Below are 17,501 nucleotides of genomic sequence, written 5' to 3' on the forward strand. Positions count from 1 at the left end.
CATGACTGAGCGCCAGAAGGACCGGCCGTGGCTGATGCGCACGTACGCCGGTCACTCCACGGCTGAGGCGTCCAACGAGCTGTACCGGCGCAATCTCGCCAAGGGCCAGACGGGTCTGTCGGTCGCGTTCGACCTGCCGACGCAGACCGGCTACGACCCGGACCACATCCTCGCCCGCGGCGAGGTCGGCCGGGTCGGGGTGCCGGTCTCGCACCTCGGTGACATGCGCCGGCTGTTCCAGGACATCCCCCTGGAGCAGATGAACACCTCGATGACCATCAACGCCACCGCCATGTGGCTCCTGGCGCTCTACCAGGTCGTCGCCGAGGAGCAGGGTGCGGACATCACCCAGCTCCAGGGCACGACGCAGAACGACATCGTCAAGGAGTACCTGTCGCGGGGCACGCATGTGTTCCCGCCGGGCCCCTCCCTGCGGCTGACGACGGACATGATCGCGTACACGGTCCGGCACATGCCGAAGTGGAACCCGATCAACATCTGCAGCTACCACCTCCAGGAGGCGGGGGCCACACCGGTCCAGGAGATCGCGTACGCGATGTCCACCGCCATCGCCGTTCTCGATGCCGTACGCGACTCAGGGCAGGTCCCCGCCGAGAAGTTCGGGGACGTCGTGGCCCGCATCTCCTTCTTCGTGAACGCGGGTGTCCGCTTCATCGAGGAGATGTGCAAGATGCGGGCGTTCGGGCGGATCTGGGACCAGATCACACGCGAGCGGTACGGCATCGAGAACGCGAAGCAGCGCCGCTTCCGCTACGGCGTCCAGGTCAACTCCCTGGGCCTGACCGAGGCGCAGCCGGAGAACAACGTCCAGCGCATCGTCCTGGAGATGCTGGCCGTGACGCTGTCCAAGGACGCCCGCGCCCGCGCCGTCCAGCTCCCTGCCTGGAACGAGGCGCTCGGCCTGCCCCGCCCCTGGGACCAGCAGTGGTCCCTGCGCATCCAGCAAGTCCTCGCGCACGAGAGCGACCTGCTGGAGTACGAGGACATCTTCGCGGGATCGCACGTCATCGAGAAGAAGGTCGAGGAGCTCGTCGCCGACTCCTTCGCCGAGATCGAGCGGATCCAGGAGATGGGCGGCGCGATGGCCGCCGTCGAGTCCGGCTACCTCAAGTCGCAGCTCGTCTCCTCGCACGCCGAGCGACGGGCGCGGATCGAGGGCGGCGAGGAGAAGATCGTCGGCGTGAACATCCACGAGTCGACCGAGCCGAACCCGCTCACCGCCGACCTGGACGCCGCGATCATGACGGTGGATCACCAGGTCGAGTCGCGGGTCGTGCGGGCCATCGACGAGTGGCGCACCACGCGCCAGGAGTCGAGCGACCGGCAGGGCATGGGCGACCCGTTCCACTACCCGACCACCCAGCAGGCCGTGGAGCGCCTGAAGGAGGCCGCGGCCGGCACCGAGAACCTGATGGAAGCCACGCTCGAATGCGCCCGCGCGGGTGTCACCACCGGCGAGTGGTCACAGGCACTGCGCGAGGTGTTCGGCGAGTTCCGCGCCCCCACGGGCGTCTCGTCGGCGCCGGTCGCCGTCACCGCCGAGGCGGGCACGCCGCTGGCCCTCGTCCGCGAGAAGGTCCGCCGCACCGGCGACGAGCTCGGCGGCAAGCTGCGCCTGCTGGTCGGCAAGCCGGGCCTCGACGGGCACTCGAACGGCGCCGAGCAGATCGCCGTCCGGGCCCGTGACGCGGGCTTCGAGGTGGTCTACCAGGGCATCAGGCTCACGCCCGAACAGATCGTGTCCGCCGCGCTCGCCGAGGACGTGCACTGCGTCGGCCTGTCGATCCTCTCCGGGTCGCACTCCGCGCTCGTGCCCGACGTCCTCGACCGGCTGCGCGAGGCGGGCGCCGCCGAGATCCCGGTGATCGTCGGCGGCATCATTCCCAACGGCGATGCCGAGGACCTGAAGCGCGCGGGCGTGGCCGCCGTCTTCACCCCCAAGGACTTCGGCATCACGGAGATCATCGGACGTATCGTCGACGAGATCCGGCAAGCGAACAAGCTCGACCCTCTGGAGGTCCCCGCATGACCGCGCCCATCAACCGTCTTCGTCCCCGCCGCTCGTGTCTCGCGGTCCCGGGATCGAACCCCCGCTTCCTGGAGAAGGCCCAGGGGCTGCCCGCGGACCAGGTCTTCCTGGACCTGGAGGACGCCTGCGCGCCGCTCGCCAAGCCGGAAGCGCGGCACACCATCGTCAAGTTCCTCAACGAGGGTGACTGGACGGGCAAGACACGCGTGGTCCGCGTGAACGACTGGACGACCGAGTGGACGTACCGCGACGTCGTCACGGTCGTCGAGGGCGCGGGCCAGAACCTCGACTGCATCATGCTGCCGAAGGTTCAGGACGCCCAGCAGATCGTCGCGCTCGACCTGCTGCTCACGCAGATCGAGAAGACGATGGGCTTCGAGGTCGGCAAGATCGGTATCGAGGCGCAGATCGAGAACGCGCAGGGCCTCAACAACGTCAACGCGATCGCGACGGCCTCCCAGCGCGTCGAGACGATCATCTTCGGCCCGGCCGACTTCATGGCCTCCATCAACATGAAGTCCCTGGTCGTCGGCGAGCAGCCGCCCGGCTACGACGCCGACGCCTACCACTACATCCTGATGAAGATCCTGATGGCCGCCCGCGCCAACAACCTCCAGGCGATCGACGGCCCCTACCTGCAGATCCGCAACCAGGAGGGCTACCAGGCGGTCGCGAAGCGCGCCGCGGCCCTCGGTTTCGACGGCAAGTGGGTGCTGCACCCGGACCAGGTCGCCGCGGCGAACGAGATCTTCTCGCCCTCGCAGGAGGACTACGACCACGCCGAGCTGATCCTGGACGCGTACGACTTCTGCACGTCCGAGGCCGGCGGCAAGAAGGGCTCGGCGATGCTGGGCGACGAGATGATCGACGAGGCCAGCCGCAAGATGGCCCTCGTCATCTCCGGCAAGGGACGCGCCGCGGGCATGCAGCGCACCTCCAAGTTCGAAGCCCCGGAGGCCTGAGCACCATGCAGTTCGGACGCACCTACGAAGAGTTCGAGGTCGGCGCGGTCTACAAGCACTGGCCCGGAAAGACCGTCACCGAGTACGACGACCACCTCTTCTGCCTGCTCACCATGAACCACCACCCGCTCCACATGGACACCAACTATGCGGAGAACACGACCGACTTCGGCAAGAACGTCGTCGTAGGGAACTACATCTACTCGCTACTCCTCGGCATGTCCGTCCCGGACGTGTCCGGCAAGGCGATCGCGAACCTCGAGATCGAGTCGCTGCGCCATGTCGCGCCGACCTTCCACGGCGACACGATCTACGGCGAGACGACGGTCCTCGACAAGACGCCCTCGAAGTCGAAGAACGACCGCGGGATCGTCTACGTGGAGACCAAGGGCTACAAGCAGGACGGCACGCTGGTCTGCGTGTTCCGCCGCAAGGTCATGGTCCCCACCGAGACGTACATCAAGGAGCGCGGCGGCGAGCAGCCCGGCCGCCCCCAGCTCAAGGAGCAGGAGAAGTAGCCATGGCGCGACTCGCCCAGACCGCCGGTCTCACCGACGTCCAGCAGGAGATCCTCTCCACCGTCCGCGACTTCGTGGACAAGGAGATTATCCCGGTCGCGACCGAGCTGGAGCACCGCGACGAGTACCCGCAGCAGATCGTCGACGGACTGAAGGAGTTGGGCCTGTTCGGCCTGATGATCCCCGAGGAGTACGGGGGCCTGGGCGAGTCCCTTCTCACGTACGCCCTGTGCGTCGAGGAGATCGCCCGCGGCTGGATGTCGGTCTCCGGCATCATCAACACGCACTTCATCGTGGCGTACATGCTCAAGCAGCACGGCACGCAGGAGCAGAAGGACTACTTCCTGCCGCGCATGGCGCTGGGCGAGACGCGCGGCGCGTTCTCGATGTCGGAGCCGGCGCTCGGCTCTGACGTGTCGGCGATCTCGTCGAAGGCGGTGAAGGACGGCGACGAGTACGTCCTGAACGGCCAGAAGATGTGGCTGACGAACGGCGGCTCGTCGAATCTGGTGGCCGTTCTGGTCAAGAGTGACGAAGGACACCCGGAGGGCACGGCGCCCCACAAGTCGATGACGACCTTCCTCGTCGAGAAGGAGCCCGGCTTCGGAGAGGTCCGCCCGGGCCTCACCATTCCGGGGAAGATCGACAAGATGGGTTACAAGGGCGTCGACACGACCGAACTCATCATGGACGGACTACGCATTCCGGCCAATCGGGTACTCGGCGGCGAGACCGGCCGAGGGTTTTACCAAATGATGGACGGAGTCGAAGTCGGCCGCGTGAATGTCGCGGCACGTGGCTGCGGTGTCGCGCAGCGTGCGTTTGAGCTGGGGGTTTCTTACGCCCAGCAACGTCACACCTTCGGCAAGCCGATCGCCCAGCACCAGGCCATCCAGTTCAAGCTCGCGGAGATGGCTACCAAGGTCGAGGCCGCCCATGCGATGATGGTCAATGCAGCGCGCAAAAAGGACTCCGGGGAACGAAACGACCTCGAAGCAGGAATGGCGAAGTATCTCGCCTCCGAATACTGCAAGGAAGTGGTCGAGGACGCCTTCCGGATCCACGGCGGCTACGGCTTCTCCAAGGAGTACGAGATCGAGCGTCTCTACCGCGAGGCACCGATGCTGCTGATCGGTGAAGGTACCGCCGAGATCCAGAAAATGATCATTGGTCGCCGCCTGCTCGAGGAGTATCGATTCCAGGGCTGAATGTCCGCTACAGGGTGTTTTGTTCGAGAAGAAGATCACACCCTGTCAGCACTCTTCGGCCGCCGACTCAGCTTCCTGGCTTGCCCAGTTGTGGCTCGCAACCGATAGCATCCCGGAAAAGCCGCCGTCCCCCCGTACAGAGCGCGGCATCATCCGCTACGAAGGTCATCCATGCCCCACAGCCAAACCTCTGCACCACGCGACGGCGTCCTCGGTGGACGCATTGCGCGCGGAGCATCGCCGTGGCTCCTGCCGACCGTCGCCACAGCCGCCCTGAGCCTGGCCCGTTCGCGTCGCTCCAAGAAGGCCGCCGCAGTAGCCGTACCCGCCACCGCTCTGGCGGCCGGCATGCTGTGGTTCTTCCGCGACCCCGAGCGTGAGATCGCCCCCGGCCGGGTCATCTCCCCGGCCGACGGCGTGGTGCAGAGCATCATGCCGTGGAAGGACGGGCGGACCCGGGTCGCGATCTTCATGAGCCCGCTGAACGTCCACGTCAACCGCGCGCCCCTCGCGGGCACGGTGGCGTCCGTGGAGCACATCCCCGGCGGGTTCGTCCCGGCGTTCAACAAGGAGAGCGAGAACAACGAGCGCGTTGTCTGGCACTTCGACACCGAGCTCGGCGACATCGAGATGGTGCAGATCGCCGGCGCGGTCGCCCGCCGGATCGTCCCGTACGTCCCGCAGGGCACCAAGCTCGAGCAGGGCGAGCGCATCGGTCTGATCCGCTTCGGGTCGCGCGTCGACATCTACCTCCCCGAGGGTGTCGAGGTCGCGCTCGAGGTCGGGCAGAAGACCGTGGCTGGGGTGACTCGCATTGACCGTGACTGATCCAGAGACGCAGGCCGGGTGGGTGCCCGAGGCCGAGGAGGCGGATGAAGCGGAGGAAATGCCGCTTTCACTGCGCCTGTCGATAGCGGACACCCTCACGCTCGGTAACGCCACGTGCGGCTTCATGGCGGTGTACTTCACCACCACCGGCATCCTGATCCCGCACCTCCAGGGCAGCGCCGAGTCGGGCATGGCCCGGCACAGCGCGGCCACGGCCGTGATCCTGATGCTAGCCGCGGCGATCTTCGACCTGTTCGACGGCCTGGTGGCGCGCAAGCTCCGCTCGTCGCCGATGGGCGCCGAGCTGGACAACCTCTCGGACCTCATCAGCTTCGGCCTCGCGCCCGCGTACTTCGTCCTCGTGTACGGCATGGTCGCGGACGACGCGCATCAGCGGGTCGCGGCGGTGGGCGCCATCGTGGTGCTCCTGGCCGTCGTGCTCAGACTCGCGAGATTCTCGTGCGTGACGGTGAAGGACGGCACCTTCCAGGGCATGCCGAGCCCGTTCGGGGCGCTCACGGTCGTGTCGATCGTGCTCCTCGAGCTGCCGTTCGTGGCCACGGTCCTCGCGATCATCGGGACGGCCTGGCTGATGGTGAGCCGCGTCGAGTACCCGAAGCCGCGCGGGCCGCTCGCGGTCGCGATGCTGGGGTGGATCGTGGCGGCGATGGGGCTCCTGGCGGCCTGGGCGTTCGACGCCCCCGGCGGCCAGCTGCTGCTCCAGACCGGCTGCGCGCTCCAGCTGGTCCTCGGCGCCGTGATCCCGCTGTTCGCGACGGCCCGGAGGGTGAACAACTTCCGGGACAACCGCCGCGAGGCACGCGCCGCGCAGCTGCCGTAACCCGCCATCCGTACGTCCGAAGGGCCCCGAACCGCTTGGTTCGGGGCCCTTCGCCTGTCTCAGGGCGCGGGGTGCAGGCCGGGGCCGGGCAGGCCGGGGCGCACCAGGACCTTCACGTGGTCGTCCGGCTGCCGCAGCGTGTCCAGCGCCGCGGACACCCCGCCCAGGCCCACCTGGCCCGTGACGAGCGCGGCCGCGTCGATCGTGCCGTCCGCGATGCGCTCCAGGGTCCTGCCGAACTCCTCCGGCGGATACGCCATGCACATGGTCACGGTGATGTCCTTGTAGAGGCCCACGACGGGGGTGAAGACGTCCTCCGTCATGCAGGCCCCGATGAGGAGCACCCGCGTCCGGCGCGGCGCCCTGTGCAGGATCTCGTTGAACATGCCGGCGCGGCCCGAGCACTCCAGGACCGTGAGCGGCGTGTCCGCGGGCGCGGCCGCCCGCCATGCGTCGAAGGGGTCCTGTGCCGCCGGGTCGACGCACACGTGCGCGCCGAAGCGCTCGGCGAGGGCGCGCCGCCGCGGGGACGGCTCCGACACGACGACGGGCGCCACGCCCCGCTCCACGAGCGCGGCGACGGCCCCGAGGCCGATGGGCCCCGCCCCGATGACGACGGCGCCGGAGCCGCGCTCGGGCGCGGCCCGCGCGACGTTCCCGAAGCCGACGGCGAGCGGCTCGGTGAGCGCGGCGACATGCGGCGCCACGTGGTCGGGCACGGGGATCAGCGCGGCCTCCTGGAGCACGACGCGCTCCCCGAAGCCGCCCGGGAAGGCGGTGGCGTATCCGACGGTGCGCAGGGTGCCGCCCGCGTCGAGCGCCCACGGCAGCCCGACGACGACCCGGCCCTGCCACTCCCCCGGGCTCAGCACCCGCGCGCACAGCTCGTGCCCCATGACCAGATCGGCGTCCGGGTCGAACAGGAAGGCCTCGGTGCCGGAGTCGCGAGAGGCGCGCAGGAAAGCGTCGGTGTGGCGCGCGGCGGACAGGTCGGAGCCGCAGATGCCGGTGGCGAGCGGCTCGGCAAGGACCTGTCCGGGGCCCGGCACGGGCTCGGGCACGTCGTCCTCGACGAACCGGCCGCGGCGCAGGACGGCGGCCCTCACCGGACCTCACCCCCGCCGCGCACCGCCGCCTCGACGGCGCTGCGCATCGCCCCGACGAACCGTTCGCTGTTCGCGTGGGCCCAGGCGGCCGACGCGGTGCGGCGCCGGTTCGCGCCGGTGCAGTGTGGGACGACGTACTCGGCGAAGAGCTCGTAGCTGCGGCGCTTGGCGGCCGGGCTGCCGGTCGGGAGGTCGAGCAGGAGGAGCGTGCCGAAGCCGCCGCAGGCTTCGGTGAGCGCCTCGATACGGGCCAGCGCGTCGTCCGGGGTGCCGATGGTGGCGACCCCGAAGACCGGGATGCCCTCGGTCGTCCACCGGTCGAGCGCGTCCTTCGCGGTGCGGCCCCAGGGCAGCTCCGTGCCGGACAGGCCCTCGATGTAGCGCACCAGGTGCAGGACCCCGTACGCCGCCTGCTCGCGGGCCGCCTCGCGGGTCTCGGCGAGTTGCATCGGCACGACGAGGCGCCAGGCGGCGCGGTCGGCGGTGTGGCCGTGGCGTGCGCAGGACTTCTCGTACGCGGTCCAGTTCCCGTTCAGGGCCGCGAGCCCGGCCGGGTCCGCGGCGGCGAGGGACAGCAGGCCGATGCCGTGCCGGCCCGCCTGGACGGAGCCGGAGGGGGAGACGGTGGAGGCGACGGCCATGTCGAGGCCCTCGGGCCGGTAGGGGCCGAGCTGGAGGCGCGCGTCGGCGAGCTCGTACCAGTCCGTCCGCTCGGTCACCGTCTCGCCGCGCACCAGGCGCACGATCGCGTCGAGCGCCTCGGCCATCATGGCGCGCTGGCGCAGCGGGTCGATGCCCATCATGAACGCGTCGGAGGCCAGCTGGCCCGGGCCCGCGCCGAACATCACCCGCCCCATCGTCTGGTGGTCGAGCTGGAGCAGCCGGTCGGCGAGGATCAGGGGGTGGTGGTACGGCAGGGAGTTCACGCCCGTGCCGAACCTGATCCGGTGCGTGAGCTCGGCGGCCGCAGCGATGAACACCTCGGGCGACGCGACGGTCTCGTACCCGGCGGAGTGGTGCTCGCCGATCCACGCCTCGTCGTAGCCGAGTGCGTCGAGATGGCGGACCAGGTCGAGGTCGCCGCGGATCTGGAGGGCGGGGCTGCCGTCGGTTCCGTGGTACGGGGCGATGAACGCGCCGAAGCGCGTGGGCAGTCGATGCGCTGGAGAGTGCACGCGTACGCCTTTCGTCGGCCAGTTCATGAGACATAAGGTCGGGCATCGTGCTTCTTACGTCCTATAGCGGCGCGGCGTATAAATCAACAGACGCACACGGCAACAGCGGGACAGGGAGCGGGAGTTGGAAGAGCCACGGACCCGGCGGCGGGGCGACGGTTCGCCCAGTGCGCGCACGCTCGCGCTCACCGTTCTCGGCGAGTACGTGCGCTATCCCGGCGACGGGAAGGTGTGGTCGGGAGCCGTCGTGGGCGCGCTCGGCGCCTGCGGCATCGGTGAGGCGGCGACGCGGCGCGCCCTGACGCGGCTCGCGCGGGAGGGCTGGGTGCGCGCGGAGCCGGCCGGGCGCAGGACCCGCCTCGTCCTGGAGCCGCGCCTGGTGACGCTGCTCACCGCGTGGACGCACCGGCTGGAGCGCGCGGTCGACGAGACGGCGTGGGGCGGCGAGTGGCAGCAGCTGCTGCTGCGGGTTCCGGCCGGAGCGTGGCGTGAACGGGCGCTGGTGGAACAGCAGTTGGCGTTCGAGGGGTTCGGACCGCTCGGGCAGGGCGTGTGGGTGGCCGCCGACGCCGGTGGGGTGCCGGTGCTGCGTGAGCTGCTGCGCGAGCAGGGCCTCGACGCGTACGCGCTGTGGCTGACATCCCGCACGCCGGACGACGCGCGGCTCATCGAGCGGGCCTGGGACCTGGCCGCGGTCCGCGAGAGCCACGAGCGGTTCGTGGCGCGCTTCGCCGGCCTCCGCACAGCAGAGAACGCGTCCGGCGACGCGGCCGCGTTCGTGGCCAGGACCCGGCTGGTGCACGCCTGGCGCGGGACGTTCGAGCGGGATCCGCGGCTGCCCGGCGCGCTGCTGCCGCACGACTGGCCGGGCCGCGCCGCGACCCGGCTGTTCGTCGACGCGTGGCGGGCGCTGCGGGAGCCCGCCGACCGCTACTGGCGCGGCCTCACCGGGGATCAGGCCACGGACGGCGTGTAGCCCTTGGCGACCTCCGACTGCTGCGCCTGGCGCACGATCTTCATGCCGCCGGTCACCGACTTGTCGGGCTGAAGGATCACCGACCGGTTCGAGGGGGCCTTCGGGTCGCCGAGGTCCTGGGTGACGACAACGGCGACCCTGGCCCTCGACGCGTACCGGCTCTCGCCGGGATGAGGGTCGCCCCTCACCCCGGCGCGCGTCAGGGTTCAGGCATCACCCGTCACACGAGGAAATCGCGGGCGATCCGCTCCGCCACCGTCTCCAGGATCGGGCCCGCCTCGGCGATGCAGCGGGCCACGTCCGGCTCCACGTCCGTGAGGGCGTAGGCGCGGCGGATGCCCGCGCGGCCCAGGGCCTCCGGGACAAGGGCGAGACGGCCGCAGACCGCCACGACCTCGATGCCCGCCGCGCGGGCCGCCGCGGCGACGCCCGCCGGGGCCTTGCCGTGCAGCGTCTGCTCGTCGAGGGAGCCCTCGCCGGTGATGACGAGGGTGGCGCGGGCGAGCGCGGGCGCGAAGCCGAGGACGTCGAGCATGACCTCGATCCCGGCCCGGAAGCCCGCTCCGAGGCCGACGAGGGCGCCGTAGCCGATGCCGCCGGCGGCTCCGGCGCCGGGCGAGTCGGCGTACTCGAGTGCCTTCGGGCCGATCGCCTTGGCCAGGACCTGCGCGAAGTGGGCCAGCGCCGCGTCCAGGGTGGCGACGTCGTCCGGCGTCGCGCCCTTCTGCGGGCCGTACACCGCGGGCGCGCCCTTCGGGCCGGTCAGCGGGTTGTCGACGTCGCTGGCGAGGACGATCTCCACGTCGGCCAGGCGCGGGTCGAGCCCCGAGAGGTCGGCCGTGGCCAGGTCCGCGAGGGGCCCGCCGCCCGGGCCGACGGGCTTGCCGTCCGCGTCCAGGAAACGGGCGCCGAGCGCGGCCAGCATCCCGGCGCCGCCGTCGGTCGTGGCGCTGCCGCCCACGCCGAACACGATGGAGCGGGCGCCCGCGTCGAGCGCGGCGGCGAGCAGTTCGCCGGATCCGTACGTGGTCGAGGTCAGCGGCGCGAAGACGCCTTCGGGCAGCAGCTGGAGCCCGGACGCCTCGGCCATCTCGACGACGGCCGTGCCGTCGCGCAGGGCGTACGCCGCCGTGACCTCGTCACCGAGCGGCCCGGTCACCCGTACCTCGCGGCGCTCGAAACCGGCCGCCACGGCCGCGGCCACCGTGCCGTCCCCGCCGTCCGCGACGGGCACGGACTCGACCGTCACCCCGGGCGCGATCCGCCGCAGACCGGCCGTGACCCGCTCGGCGACCTGCACGGCCGTGAGCGAGCCCTTGAACTTGTCCGCGGCGATGAGCACGTGCTCCGCCGTCACTCCAGCGTCCGCCACCTTGCATTCCCCTTGCTTTCGCGCCTTGCTCGCGCAAGGCAGTCGCGCCGCTGCGACCTTAACCGGAGGTGGGGGCCGCTGCCCATGGCTGTCCGGTCCGCGAAACGGCACACCCGGACGATAAACCCCGATATTCCCGCCCATAGCGGGGCGTCCCGAGCACGGAAATGATCGATCAGCCGGGCGCGGTGCGGACGGTCCGGCGCCCGGTACGGGACGCCTCGCCCCGCCGCGCCCCCTCATCGGGTACACCAAGGACATGACCCCAGTGGGCAGCGACCTTCAGGACCGGGTGCTCGGCGGCTGGCTCGGCCGGATCGCCGGCAACATGCTCGGCAAGCCGGTGGAACAGGGCGAGTACTGGACCCGGGCGCGCATCGACGGCTATCTGCGGCGGGCCGCCGCCCTGCCGCTCACCGACTATCTGCCCGAACCCGCCGACGAGTCCGACGGCCTCGCGCTGCGGCCCGAGTGGCGCCGGTGCGTGCGCGGGCGGATCCATGGCAGCTGCCGGGACGACGACGTGGACTACGCGATCCTCGGCCTGCACCTCCTGGAGACGTACGGCTTCGCCTTCTCCACGGAACAGGTGGGTGATCTGTGGCTGCTGAGGCTGCCGTATCTGCAGACGTTCACCGCGGAGCGGGTGGCGTACCGCAATCTCGCGAACGGGCTGAAGCCGCCACTCACGGCGACCTACGACAACCCGTACCAGGAGTGGATCGGCGCGCTGATCCGGGCCGACGTCTTCGGCTGGACCTGCCCGGGCGACCCGCGCCGCGCCGCCTCCCTGGCCCGCCGCGACGCGGTCCTGTCCCATACGGGCAACGGCGTGTACGGGGCGATGTGGGCGGCGGCGCTCGTCGCGGCGGCGTTCACGGCGCCGGGCCCGCGCGCGGCGCTCGACACCGCGCTCACCGTGATCCCGGCGAGCAGCCGACTGGCCCGCACGGTGCGCCGCACGGCGACGCTCCACGAGTCGCGGCTGAGCTGGGAGGAGACCCTGGCCACGCTGGAGGAGGAGACAGCCGGGCTCGGCTGGATCCACACGGTCCCGAACGCGGCCGTCATCACGGCCGGGCTCCTGTACGGCGACGGGGACTTCACCCGCACCCTCGCGCTCACGGTGCGCGGCGGCCTGGACACCGACTCGAACGGCGCGACGGCCGGGTCCGTGGCCGGTGTGCTGTGCGGGGCGGCGGCGATCCCGGCGCAGTGGAAGGACCCGCTGGAGGACCGGGTGCGCAGCGCGGTGTTCGGGTTCGACGGCGCGCGGATCAGCGAGCTCGCGGCGCGTACCGTCGAGTTGGCCGAGGCGTAGTCCGGCGGGCGCGGGCCGCGGCGCACGGTCGTTAGGCTTCCCGCATGACTGTCTCCGCCGAGTTCGCCGCGTACATCGCGGGTCTCCCCCGTGTCCTGTGCGGCGCCGCCGCGATCTTCCGTGACTCCGAGGGGCGTGTGCTGCTCGTCGAGCCGAACTACCGCGACGGGTGGGCGCTGCCCGGCGGCACCGTCGAGTCCGACACCGGTGAGTCCCCGCGCCAGGGAGCCCGGCGCGAGACGGCCGAGGAGATCGGCCTCGACGTGGAGCTCGGCCGGCTGCTCGCGGTCGACTGGGTGTCCGGCACGGCCGCGCGACCGCCGCTCGTGGCATATCTCTACGACGGCGGGGTCCTGGACGAGGACCGCTTCAAGGCGATCAGGCTCCAGGAGGAGGAACTGCTCTCCTGGCGCCTCGTGGACCCGGCCGACCTGCCGGAGTACCTGCCGGGCTCGCTCGGCCGACGCGTCCTCGCGGCGCTCGACGTGCTCACGCGGGGCGAGGGCACAGCCGAGCTGGAGGACGGCAACCGCGTGGGCTGACGCGGCCTCGCGCGGCGGGGCGCCGATATCGCCTCGCGGTTCGGCCGGCGGGACGCCTACCCTCGGCGGCATGAGCACGCAGCCTCTCGTCGCGATTCTCAGTGGTGCAGGCATCTCCACGGACTCCGGGATCCCGGACTACCGCGGGCCCAACGGGCTGTGGCGGAAGGATCCCGGGGCCGAGAAGCTCGTGACGTACGAGTACTACATGGGCGATCCCGAGATCCGGCGGCGGTCGTGGCAGATGCGGCGGAAGAACCGGGCCCTTGCCGCCGAGCCGAACGGCGCGCACCGGGCCGTCGCCGAGCTGGAGCAGGCCGGTGTACCCGTGCGGGTGATCACGCAGAACGTCGACGGGCTGCACCAGCTCGCCGGCATGCCCGCCCGCAAGGTGCTCGAACTGCACGGCTCCGCACGGAGTTTCGTGTGCACCGGCTGTCATGCGCGTGGGCCCATGGCGGACGCCCTCGCCCGGGTCGAGACCGGAGAAGACGATCCGCCGTGCCTGGAGTGCGGGGGGATCCTCAAGTCGGCGACCGTGATGTTCGGGGAGCAGCTCGATCCGGTGGTGCTGGGTGAGGCCGTCGCGATCACCAAGGCGTGTCAGGTGTTCGTCGCCGTGGGGAGCAGTCTCCAGGTGCAGCCCGCCGCCGGGCTCGCCGGTGTTGCCGCGGATCATGGGGCACGGCTCGTCATCGTGAACGCCGAGGCGACGCCGTACGACGAATTGGCCGACGAAGTCATCCGCGAACCCATCGGCACCGCGCTGCCGAAGCTGCTGCGCCAACTCGGCATGGCGCACCCCTAGGACCCCTCCGGCGGACCCCGCCACGCCGAGCTGATCCGCCGGACAGGCCCTAAGGGCGGATCCCGTCGCAAGAGATGGGCAGATGCCGCGGCCCGCGCAGCACGGCGTTCTGCCGGTACGGCGGCGGGTCCTCAAGGAGACGTGGGTTTTCCAGCCTCCGGGCCAGTTCCGACAGGGCGAACTGGGCCTCCAGCCGGGCGAGAGGTGCGCCCAAACAGCTGTGGATGCCGCTGCCCAGGCCGAGGTGCTGGATGTCCCCGCGGTCCGGGTCGAAGCGGTCCGGATCCTCGAAGCGCTGAGGGTCGCGGTTGCCGGAGGCCAGGACCAGCCAGAGGGAGGCGCCCTTGGGGATGGTGACGCCCCGGACCTCGATGTCGGCGAGGGTGGTGCGCTGCGGCACCAGTTGTACGGGCGGCTCGAAGCGCAGCAGTTCCTCGACGATGGGCACGGCCAGCCGTGGATCCGCACGCAGCCGCTCAAGGACATCGGGGTTGCGCAGCAGGGTCAGCATTCCGTTGGTGATCAGGTTGACGGTCGTCTCATGGCCCGCGATCAGCAACAGCGCCGCAGTGCTGAGGAGTTCCATCGTGGTCATCGAGCCGTCTTCGCCCTTGGCCGTCGCCAGCTCGGAGAGCATGTCGTTCCCGGGCTTCTTGCGGCGCTCCTCGATCAGGCCGGCCAAGTACATGCCCAGTTGCATCCGGGCGTCGTGCGACGTCTTGCCCCGCTCGGTGGAATCCCCGTCCGGGTCGGGGTCCAGGCTCGCGGCGATCGTGTCCGCCCAGGTGTGGAAGCGCGCCTCGTCCTCGCGCGGAATCCCGAGCAGCCGGCAGATCACTGTCACGGGGAAGGGGTAGGAGAACTGGTCCACCAGGTCGATCCGGCCCGGATCGCCGATGCCGTCGATGAGGCCGGAGACGATGCCATGGAGTTCTCCGCGCATCCCGTCGACCCGGTGGGGGGAGTGCGGCGGGCCGAAGGGCCGGTTCGTCATACGTCGCAGCCGGTCGTGCTCCGGAGGGTCGAGCCGCAGGAAGCTGGGCGGCAGGACGCTCTCGTCCTCCTGGGACGACTCGGCCAGCGGGTCGCGGGCGGTCGAGGCCAGATTGCGGGCGTCGGAACTGATCCGGGGATCGTGCAGGAGGCTGCGGATCTCGTAGTAGGTGCTGACGACGAACGGCCCGTCCTCTTCGTGGTGGACCGGCGTCTTCCGCAGCTCTTCGTAAATCGGGTACGGATTGGCGCGGTTGGCGTAGTCCAGGATCTGGTGCAGGGGGGATTGCGTCATGGCGAGTCCTCGTGGCCGTGCGGGTCAGTGCGCAGGGGTGAACGTCATCCGGCGGTCGGCCGGCGAGTATCCGCTGAGGGTCACGGTGGGACCGTGAGTGGGGACCGACGGGTCGGGGAAGTCCGCGTCCATCGGCTGCTGTCCGTCCGAGCGCCGGTCGACCGTGGGGAACGGCGGCGGGAACGGTGCGGTGGTCTCGATCAACTCCTGGTAGAACGGCATCCACCGGCCATGGTCGAAGGCGACCGCACCGATGACGCGCCCCTGGTACCCGTAGACGCCGACGAACCGGCGCTCCTCGAGCGAACCCTGTGAGATGAGGATCTCCGTCCCCAGCGACGGCACCCCGACCGACTTGATGTTGACTCCGAACTGCGAGGACCAGAAGGCCGGCATCCACATGTGGGGGAGACGGTCGGTACTTTCGCTCAGCATGTTGTGCGCCGCGATCCCGGCCTGGGCGACGGCATTGCCCCAGTGCTCCAGGGACAGGAACTGGTAGCCGAACAAGGCGTGCGGGGAGCGGGCGACGTCGCCCGCCACATAGATGTCGTCGGTCACGATTCCGCGGATGTCGAACGCACGGCAGCCGGCATCGCACGCGATCCCGCGAGGGCCCGCCCCGAGTCCGGATCCGGCGAGCCAACCGGTGTTGCGGGTGGCGCCGAGCGAAACAACCACCACGTCGGTCTCCACGGTGGAGCCGTCGGACAGATGCGCGGCGCGCACACGTCCCGAGGCGTCGCCCTCCAGGGCGGTCACCATGACTCCGCACCGCAGGTCCACGCCGTGCTTGTGATGGAGTTCGGCGGCGACCGCGCCGACCACCCCGCCGAGTGCGCCGACCAGGGGCGCCGCGGCGCGCTCCGCGACGGTGACCGGGATGCCGCGTTCGCGGCAGGCGGAGGCGATCTCCGAGCCGGTGAACCCGGCGCCGATGACGAAGACCCGCTTGGGTCCCTCGTCGAGCCGCCGTGCGAGCGCGGCCGCGTCGTCGCGGGTCCGCAGCACGAAGACGCCGTCAAGTTCCGCCTCGGCCTCGCGAGGCCACGGTCGCGCCCGTACCCCTGTGGCGATCAGCAGTCGGTCGTACGGCACTTCGTCGCCGTCGGCCAGCCGCACCCGCTTGGCGGGCATGTCCAGGCCGGTGGCCGGGATCCCGAGCCGCCAGGTCGCGTCGACGGACCGGCGCCTGGGCAGCGCGGTGCCGTCGGCGGTCGCCCTGCCCAGCAGCACCTGCTTGGACAGCGGGGGTCGGTCGTACGGCTCGTAGGGCTCGTCACCGATGATGGTCAGGGAGCCCGCGAAGCCCTTGTCGCGCAGGGTTTCCGCAGCCCGCAGGCCCGCCAGCGAGGCGCCGACGACGACGATGCGGCCTTCGCGCTTGAGCCGTTCCAGGGATCTGTCACCGTTCACCGGACACCGCCTCGGCCGGGACGTCCACCGCATCGACCAGGATGGCCTGAACAGGGCACGCTGTGGCGGCCTGAGCCAGCTTCTCGCGCTGTGCCTCGTCGGCCTCCGGGTTGTACAGCAGCGCCTCCTCGCCGTGCATGGCGAAGATCTCGGGCGCGAGGAACGCGCACTGCGCATACCCCTGACAGCGGTTCAGGTCGACGGCAATCCTCACCACGGGATCGGTCCTCTCCAACGGCCCGCTCAGCCCCCTGTGGCCACTCTCGGTGTCCGGACGGGACGCGGCGACGAGAAGGGGGCCGTTCGAGTGAGCGGTGTGGTCGGCTCAGGTCGATGGGGCCGGCTGTGACGGGGCGGGACGCCGACCCCGCAGGATGTTCAGGCTGAGGAGCAACGCCCAGGCGGGGAAGACCAGTTCGGACCACGGCACGTTCGATCCCACCACGAGCAGCGCAAGGCCCGCCAGGTAGCCGAGGGCGACGAGCGGGCGCGGGAGGGAGCCGTGCCGGCGGCCGATGGTCGAGGTCGTGATGATGAACACGGCCGCCATCCGCATCGCGTACGTGGTCAGCAGGACGTAGGCGAAGTGCCGGCCGAAAGGAGGGTGCTGCTGACTCTCGTCGAGCACAGTTCCGGCTGCCGCGGCGGCGCCGAACAGGGTGGCGACGAAGACCAGGCCGCTGCCCAGGAACACGGTGGAGAAGAACCGGTCCTCGCCCTCGCCGGCCTGCTCGCGCAGGGCGCCCATGAACCACAGGAAGGCGATCCCGGCGAACGGGAGCAGCGCCAGCGCCGTCTGCACGGCGCTGCGCTGTCCGGCGTCGAAGGTTACGTCGTCCCCGCCGGTGCCGTCGGGCAGAGCGATGCGCATCAGGACGATCGCCGCGGCCATCAGGATCGCGAACACCACCCCGGCCACCCCGGCGGCCCAGGGAGTCGCGAGGCGCTCGTGCTTTCGCTCCATGGTCTCTCGCTTTCTGCCTGGTCCTCCTTCGTACAGACACCAGCGATCCAGGGACTCGCGCCACCGGAGTCACTCGGGAGGAAGACCACGGTGCGCCATACGGGCTATGGCAGCTGGTCGGATTCG

18 protein-coding genes are annotated in these 17,501 nt (G+C 70.7%); 10 read left to right on the plus strand and 8 right to left on the minus strand.

Going from position 1 to position 17,501, the window contains the following annotated elements:
• The first annotated feature begins 1 nt into the window (after position 1).
• From OHA58_RS05725 to pssA, 6 genes are all read left to right on the plus strand, one after another.
• Positions 2-2,050: a protein meaA gene (locus OHA58_RS05725; RefSeq protein WP_405477050.1), complete on the plus strand. Its 2,049-nt coding sequence runs from the start codon at positions 2-4 to the stop codon at positions 2,048-2,050.
• Positions 2,047-3,012: a CoA ester lyase gene (locus OHA58_RS05730; RefSeq protein WP_327578920.1), complete on the plus strand. Its 966-nt coding sequence runs from the start codon at positions 2,047-2,049 to the stop codon at positions 3,010-3,012. The genes OHA58_RS05725 and OHA58_RS05730 overlap by 4 nt, the downstream gene beginning before the upstream one ends.
• Positions 3,013-3,017: 5 nt before the next feature.
• Positions 3,018-3,530, plus strand: a complete 513-nt coding sequence (locus tag OHA58_RS05735; protein ID WP_100591523.1) for a MaoC family dehydratase — start codon at positions 3,018-3,020, stop codon at positions 3,528-3,530.
• A gap of 2 nt (positions 3,531-3,532) precedes the next feature.
• Complete coding sequence (locus OHA58_RS05740; RefSeq protein ID WP_405477053.1) at positions 3,533-4,738, plus strand: acyl-CoA dehydrogenase family protein; 1,206 nt, start codon at positions 3,533-3,535, stop codon at positions 4,736-4,738.
• Between the two features lie 171 nt (positions 4,739-4,909).
• The gene (locus OHA58_RS05745; protein ID WP_405477055.1) at positions 4,910-5,566 is read left to right on the plus strand and encodes a phosphatidylserine decarboxylase; all 657 of its coding nucleotides are present in this window, start codon (positions 4,910-4,912) and stop codon (positions 5,564-5,566) included.
• Positions 5,553-6,407, plus strand: coding sequence for a CDP-diacylglycerol--serine O-phosphatidyltransferase (gene pssA / locus OHA58_RS05750; RefSeq protein WP_405477057.1), 855 nt, complete (start codon positions 5,553-5,555; stop codon positions 6,405-6,407). The genes OHA58_RS05745 and pssA overlap by 14 nt, the downstream gene beginning before the upstream one ends.
• A gap of 59 nt (positions 6,408-6,466) precedes the next feature.
• On the opposite strand, the gene OHA58_RS05755 is transcribed toward pssA, so the two are convergent.
• Positions 6,467-7,513 (minus strand): zinc-binding dehydrogenase, encoded by a 1,047-nt coding sequence (locus OHA58_RS05755; RefSeq protein ID WP_405477058.1) that lies wholly within the window; start codon positions 7,511-7,513, stop codon positions 6,467-6,469.
• Positions 7,510-8,715: an LLM class flavin-dependent oxidoreductase gene (locus OHA58_RS05760; protein WP_405477060.1), complete on the minus strand. Its 1,206-nt coding sequence runs from the start codon at positions 8,713-8,715 to the stop codon at positions 7,510-7,512. The genes OHA58_RS05755 and OHA58_RS05760 overlap by 4 nt, the downstream gene beginning before the upstream one ends.
• Before the next feature lie 97 nt (positions 8,716-8,812).
• Between OHA58_RS05760 and OHA58_RS05765 the strand changes: the two genes are divergently transcribed.
• Positions 8,813-9,664 carry a PaaX family transcriptional regulator C-terminal domain-containing protein gene (locus OHA58_RS05765; protein ID WP_405477062.1) on the plus strand — a complete coding sequence of 284 codons (852 nt, stop codon included), beginning with the start codon at positions 8,813-8,815 and terminating at the stop codon, positions 9,662-9,664.
• Here the strand turns inward: OHA58_RS05765 and OHA58_RS05770 are convergent.
• A complete protein-coding gene (locus tag OHA58_RS05770) occupies positions 9,643-9,852 on the minus strand; it encodes a hypothetical protein (protein WP_405477064.1) in 210 nt (69 codons plus the stop codon). The two genes, OHA58_RS05765 and OHA58_RS05770, sit on opposite strands and share 22 nt — an antisense overlap.
• Positions 9,853-9,884: 32 nt before the next feature.
• Complete coding sequence (locus tag OHA58_RS05775) at positions 9,885-11,036, minus strand: glycerate kinase (protein WP_405477066.1); 1,152 nt, start codon at positions 11,034-11,036, stop codon at positions 9,885-9,887.
• A gap of 259 nt (positions 11,037-11,295) precedes the next feature.
• Here OHA58_RS05775 and OHA58_RS05780 point away from each other — a divergent pair, with 259 nt between their 5' ends.
• The 3 genes from OHA58_RS05780 to OHA58_RS05790 all read left to right on the plus strand — a co-directional run bounded on the left by OHA58_RS05780 (position 11,296) and on the right by OHA58_RS05790 (position 13,707).
• Positions 11,296-12,357: an ADP-ribosylglycohydrolase family protein gene (locus tag OHA58_RS05780; RefSeq protein WP_405477068.1), complete on the plus strand. Its 1,062-nt coding sequence runs from the start codon at positions 11,296-11,298 to the stop codon at positions 12,355-12,357.
• Positions 12,358-12,401: 44 nt separating this feature from the next.
• Positions 12,402-12,899 carry an NUDIX domain-containing protein gene (locus OHA58_RS05785; protein ID WP_405477070.1) on the plus strand — a complete coding sequence of 166 codons (498 nt, stop codon included), beginning with the start codon at positions 12,402-12,404 and terminating at the stop codon, positions 12,897-12,899.
• Between the two features lie 70 nt (positions 12,900-12,969).
• Positions 12,970-13,707 (plus strand): SIR2 family NAD-dependent protein deacylase, encoded by a 738-nt coding sequence (locus OHA58_RS05790; RefSeq protein WP_405477072.1) that lies wholly within the window; start codon positions 12,970-12,972, stop codon positions 13,705-13,707.
• A gap of 49 nt (positions 13,708-13,756) precedes the next feature.
• On the opposite strand, the gene OHA58_RS05795 is transcribed toward OHA58_RS05790, so the two are convergent.
• The 4 genes from OHA58_RS05795 to OHA58_RS05810 form a co-directional block, all read right to left on the minus strand.
• The gene (locus tag OHA58_RS05795; RefSeq protein WP_405477074.1) at positions 13,757-14,995 is read right to left on the minus strand and encodes a cytochrome P450; all 1,239 of its coding nucleotides are present in this window, start codon (positions 14,993-14,995) and stop codon (positions 13,757-13,759) included.
• A 24-nt stretch (positions 14,996-15,019) separates the two neighbouring features.
• Entirely contained in the window at positions 15,020-16,444 is a 1,425-nt protein-coding gene (locus OHA58_RS05800; protein ID WP_405477076.1) for an NAD(P)/FAD-dependent oxidoreductase, read from the minus strand.
• Complete coding sequence (locus OHA58_RS05805) at positions 16,401-16,625, minus strand: ferredoxin (protein WP_405484801.1); 225 nt, start codon at positions 16,623-16,625, stop codon at positions 16,401-16,403. Before OHA58_RS05805 ends, OHA58_RS05800 begins: the two co-directional genes overlap by 44 nt.
• Positions 16,626-16,736: 111 nt before the next feature.
• Complete coding sequence (locus tag OHA58_RS05810) at positions 16,737-17,375, minus strand: hypothetical protein (protein ID WP_405477078.1); 639 nt, start codon at positions 17,373-17,375, stop codon at positions 16,737-16,739.
• Between the last annotated feature and the right edge of the window lie 126 nt (positions 17,376-17,501).

The organism is Streptomyces sp. NBC_00009, from assembly GCF_045040855.1.
GTDB classification, from domain to species: Bacteria; Actinomycetota; Actinomycetes; order Streptomycetales; family Streptomycetaceae; genus Streptomyces; species Streptomyces aureus.